Raw genomic sequence first — 250 nt, forward strand, 5'->3', positions numbered from 1 at the left:
GTTCCAGGCCGCGCCCGACGCCATCGAGGTGCTGGTGCATCCGCAGAGCCTGGTCCACTCGCTGGTCGAATACGTCGACGGCTCGGTGCTGGCCCAGCTCGGCAACCCCGACATGCGCACCGCCATCGCCCATGCGCTGGCCTGGCCGGAGCGGGTCGAATCCGGCGTGCCGCCGCTGGACCTGGCCGCCCACGGCACGCTGCAGTTCGAGGCGCCGGACCTGGCCACCTTCCGCTGCCTGGCCCTGGCC

General features: G+C 73.2%; 1 pseudogene. It reads left to right on the top strand.

What is annotated here, in order from left to right:
• Window positions 1–250: pseudogene (locus ACPYOJ_RS36145) on the top strand (1-deoxy-D-xylulose-5-phosphate reductoisomerase); the annotation flags it as partial.

The organism is Rhizobium sp. SVR5-9E (assembly GCF_056755095.1).